The organism is Rhodoferax sp. UBA5149, assembly GCF_002413825.1.
Lineage (GTDB): Bacteria > Pseudomonadota > Gammaproteobacteria > Burkholderiales > Burkholderiaceae_C > Rhodoferax.
This window is the reverse complement of the sequence record NZ_DHXT01000194.1, coordinates 6,854-11,087: the sequence shown is the minus strand read 5'-3', so window position 1 is coordinate 11,087 and position 4,234 is coordinate 6,854. Positions and strand designations below refer to the sequence as shown.

The 4,234-nt window shown below is 60.3% G+C and carries 4 protein-coding genes and 1 pseudogene; 3 read left to right on the top strand and 2 right to left on the bottom strand.

Annotation, left to right across the window (positions count from 1 at the left end; all coding sequences use genetic code 11):
- A partial coding sequence (locus tag B3V69_RS17315; RefSeq protein WP_296448245.1) for a histidine phosphatase family protein occupies positions 1–519 on the top strand: 519 nt, incomplete at its 5' end.
- 20 nt (positions 520–539) lie between these two features.
- On the opposite strand, the gene B3V69_RS17310 is transcribed toward B3V69_RS17315, so the two are convergent.
- Positions 540–1,682, bottom strand: a complete 1,143-nt coding sequence (locus tag B3V69_RS17310) for a GGDEF domain-containing protein (protein ID WP_296448244.1) — start codon at positions 1,680–1,682, stop codon at positions 540–542.
- Between the two features lie 15 nt (positions 1,683–1,697).
- Positions 1,698–2,339 carry an endonuclease III gene (nth, locus tag B3V69_RS17305; protein WP_296448243.1) on the bottom strand — a complete coding sequence of 214 codons (642 nt, stop codon included), beginning with the start codon at positions 2,337–2,339 and terminating at the stop codon, positions 1,698–1,700.
- Positions 2,340–2,703: 364 nt separating this feature from the next.
- Here nth and B3V69_RS17300 point away from each other — a divergent pair, with 364 nt between their 5' ends.
- Positions 2,704–3,525 (top strand): ice-binding family protein, encoded by an 822-nt coding sequence (locus B3V69_RS17300; protein WP_296448242.1) that lies wholly within the window; start codon positions 2,704–2,706, stop codon positions 3,523–3,525.
- Positions 3,526–3,695: 170 nt separating this feature from the next.
- Positions 3,696–4,234 (top strand): annotated as a pseudogene (locus tag B3V69_RS17295) (aminotransferase class I/II-fold pyridoxal phosphate-dependent enzyme); the annotation flags it as partial.

Here is a 4,234-nt window from a genome sequence, read left to right as displayed (position 1 = left end):
CAACCCCTGATCGCGCCGGGCGTTTGCTACGGCGCCACCGATGTGGCGGCGGATGCTCAGGCCACGCGGCAAACGGCCCACGCGCTGGCACAGCGCTTGCCGACTGGCGTTTGCGTTATTTCGTCTCCGCTACAAAGATGTGAGCGCCTCGCGCACTGTTTACGGGGGCTACGGCCCGATTTGCCTTATAAGACCGAGGCGCGGCTGGTCGAGATGGACTTTGGCTGCTGGGAAGGCCAGCGCTGGGACGCTGTTCCCAAAGCCGACTTTGAGCGCTGGACGGCCGACTTTGACGCGCATCGCTTTGGTGGACGCGAGAGCGTGTCCGAATTCATGCAACGCGTGGCCGCGGCCTGGGACGAGACGCAACAGCAGGGGCGTGATGCCGTGTGGATCACCCATGCCGGTGTCATCCGTGCCGCCACCCTGCTGGCGCAGGGCGTGCGTCAGGTGGCGCAGGCGACGCAGTGGCCGCGCCAGGCGCCAGCCTTTGGTCGGTGGTCTGAAATTGAGGCTTGAGCGGGCCGGATCAGATCCCTTCAAGCAGTTTCTATCCGGTTGCGTCCATTCGCCTTGGCGCGGTACAGGCCGGTGTCGGCTCGCGTCATCAGCGTCTCGACGGTGTCGCTGTCTTGCCGGTTGGTGGTGATACCAATGCTCACGGTGCAGTAGGGCGCCTGGTCGGCCTGGGCGCAGACTTCGCGAATCCGCTCGGCCACTGAAATGGCTTCGTCCAGCGTGGTTTCCGGCAATAGCGCCATAAACTCTTCCCCGCCAAAACGTCCCAAGTGATCCGGTCCGCGCAACAAGGCGCTGACCTTGGCCACAAAATTAACCAGTACCCGGTCGCCGACCTGATGGCCATGGCTGTCATTCACCGATTTGAAATGGTCCAGATCCATCATCAGCAGTGCCAGGCTGCGGCCATGGCGGTGGCAGCGCTCCAGCTCGGCCCGGCAAATTTCGTCCATTTGCCGGCGCGTCAGGGCATTGGTCAGTGAATCATGGTTGGCCAGATGCTCCAGCTCGGTGCGCAAGCGGTCGGTGGCCATCAGCACGGTGCTGATGGAGAACAACAAAACGGAAAAAGAGAAACTGGCGACGTAGATCAGCTGAATAACCGATGTGCCAAAAAATTCAGTGTTCGCCGGGAAAGAAAAAAGAAAGGAGCTTGCCAAACGCACGACCTGGATAGCGCCGATGAATGTCAGGACGCCCACCGCCAGCGCCTTGGAAAAAGTGACTGAACCCTGCTTGACAATGACATGGGCGTGCACCCCGGTCAGGCAGGCCGTCATCACCGTGGTCAAAGCCATGCGCACGTGGTAATTGGGTTCGACCAGGTTGAACCACAGCTGGATCAGCGACAGCCCCGAGATCACGATCATCCATGGCGCCACGCGGGGCTTGACGCCAAAAAAACGCTGGGTGCCGACATAAGCCAGATAAAGCCCGCACCAGAGCAGAAAACTGGAAACAGAAATGGAGACCAGATCCGGCAGCCCGCCGCGCCCCGCCACCAGCAGGCCAGCCACAAACAGCACCAGCAGCGCCGCGGACCATTCACTCAAACCCTTGATGGAACTCGGGTAATTGCGCTTGAGCGAATACAAGACCAGCGACATCAAGCCGCTCATGACGCTGGCCAACAAAATGACGGTGCGGGGTTCGATAAAGTTCATGGGAATTTCGGGGTCTCACTGCGGTCGCGTCGACTTGGTTTTGAAGTCGCAATACGGGCTGACGGCGCATTGCCAGCACAACGGCTTGCGCGCCAGACACACATAGCGCCCATGCAGAATCAGCCAGTGATGGGCGTCCACCAGGTAGGCGGCGGGGATGCGTTGGAGCAATTTTTGCTCGACTTCGAGCGGCGTTTTGCCTGGTGCCAGGCCGGTGCGGTTGCCCAGGCGAAAGATATGGGTATCGACGGCCATGGTGGCTTCGCCGAACGCGACATTCAGCACCACGTTGGCCGTTTTTCGCCCGACGCCGGGCAGGGCTTGCAGCGCTTCGCGCGTGCGCGGCACCACGCCACCGTGCTGCGCCACCAGGATCTGGCAGGTTTGCAGCAGGTGTTTGGCTTTGCTGCGGAACAGGCCAATGGTCTTGATGTAATTTTCCAGGCCGTCCTGCCCGAGATCGAGTATTTTTTGCGGCGTGTTGGCCACCGGAAAGAGGCGGCGCGTGGCCTTGTTCACGCTCACATCGGTGGCCTGGGCCGACAGCAGGACAGCCGCCAACAACTCAAAGACCGACGCGTACGCCAGCTCGGTTTGCGGCTGCGGGTTGGTGGCCTTGAGCGTGGCGAAAAAGCGTTCAATGTCAGCGGGTGTCATGCGTAGTATTTTTTTTGGCTCAGGCAGGCGCTGCAGCGAAGTCCGATCGAGGGGCGAATCAGGCTGCGGAGTTGGATCGTCGACGGAAATATCAAACAGTGTAATGCGGCTTATTCTGAATCGCAGCGCCATTCTTTTGCGGTGCCCGCGAGCGCTGTTCGACGGTGTAGGCGGTGCGTCGGCATGCATATGAACAATTTTGTGTATGTGTGCCAGCCAACAGACCCTATCAACAAGTATGGAAATACTCATGCCGGTGATGTAACACGCGAAAGCGAGTGCGCAGAACGCAAGAAGTCGCAGCGGCAACGGGTCGGGCGACCACAAAGAAGATCTTTTGTAACTTATTTTTAGGAAACGTCAGATGAACACATTCGAGAGCTATTCCTCCGCCCGTCCATGGCTTATGGCATTGATGATGGCCACATTTGTGGCTGGATGCGGCGGTGGAGGCGAGGTTGAGTCTGCGGTTGCAAGCCCGAACGCACACCAATTGGCCGCTGCCAATGGAACAGGTATCGCTGGCCGAGGCCCAGCGCCGGTCAACCTCAGATCAGCCGGTACGTTCGCGATTTTGAGCAAGACCGGGATCACCGACGTTTATGCCTCTGCCATTACGGGCGATGTGGGAACCAGCCCGATTACCGGTGCGGCTCTGCTTCTCACGTGTGGGGAAGTGACGGGAAAAGTTTACGTCGTCGATGCGGCGGGTCCTCTTCCCTGCGCGATCAATGATGCCACCACCCTGACGGCGGCGGTGCTCGACATGGAAACCGCCTACCTCGACGCTGAGGGACGCGTATCGCCCGATTTTACGGAGCTGGGCGCTGGTGAGGTGGGCGGACTGACCCTCACGCCTGGCCTCTACAAATGGGCTACCGATCTCCTGATTACCACTGATGTCACGCTGTCGGGCGGTCCGAACGACGTCTGGATCTTCCAGGTGGCGGGAAATCTGAACCAGGCCAACGCTGCGCGGGTGACCCTGGCCGGCGGCGCACAGGCCAAGAACATCTTCTGGCAGGTCGCTGGCGCTGCGACCATTGGAACAACTGCTCACTTTGAGGGCGTCGTGCTGGGTAAAACGCTGGTTGCCGTGAACACGGGCGCCTCGGCCAACGGCAGGCTGCTGGCGCAGACAGCGGTCACGCTTCAGATGAATGCGGTGACACAGCCCGCCCCGTAAGGTCGCCAGCAGCACTACATGGCGCGGACTCGGAGACGTAGTCAAGCGGTTCGCGCCTGGCGGGATTGGATGAGGCTTTCATTTTTGTGTGTTACCTCTGAACAATAATAGGGAGGTAACCACAATTGCTCCCCATTTGTCCCAGGGGGAAATGAAAATGAAAGACCTCCATGCAATTCGCTGAGCGCCTGAACAACATCGAAACCTCCGCCATCCGCGAACTCTTCAAGCTGCTGGGCAAGCCCGGCATCATCAGCTTTGCCGGCGGCTTTCCGGACCCGGCGCTGTTTGATGTGCAAGGTATCAAGGAGTGCAGCAACGCCGTGCTCAGCGCCAGCCCCGGCCCGGTGCTGCAATACGGCGCCACCGAGGGCTACCAGCCGCTGCGCGAGGGCATCAGCACCTTTATGGCCAACAAGGGCGGGGCAGGCAGTGGCGCTGGCGCCACGGTCACACCTGAAGGCCTGATCGTCACCACCGGCAGCCAGCAGGCGCTGGACCTGATCGGCAAGACCATGATCTCGCCGGGCGACAAGGTGATCGTGGAGGCGCCCACCTTTTTGGCCACCATCCAGTGCTTTCGCCTGTACGGCGCGCAGCTGATCGGCGCCCCGATTGACGCCGACGGCGTGGACGTCGACAAGCTCGAAAAACTGATCGAAGAACACAAACCGAAGCTGGTCTACCTGATCCCCACCTTCGGCAACCC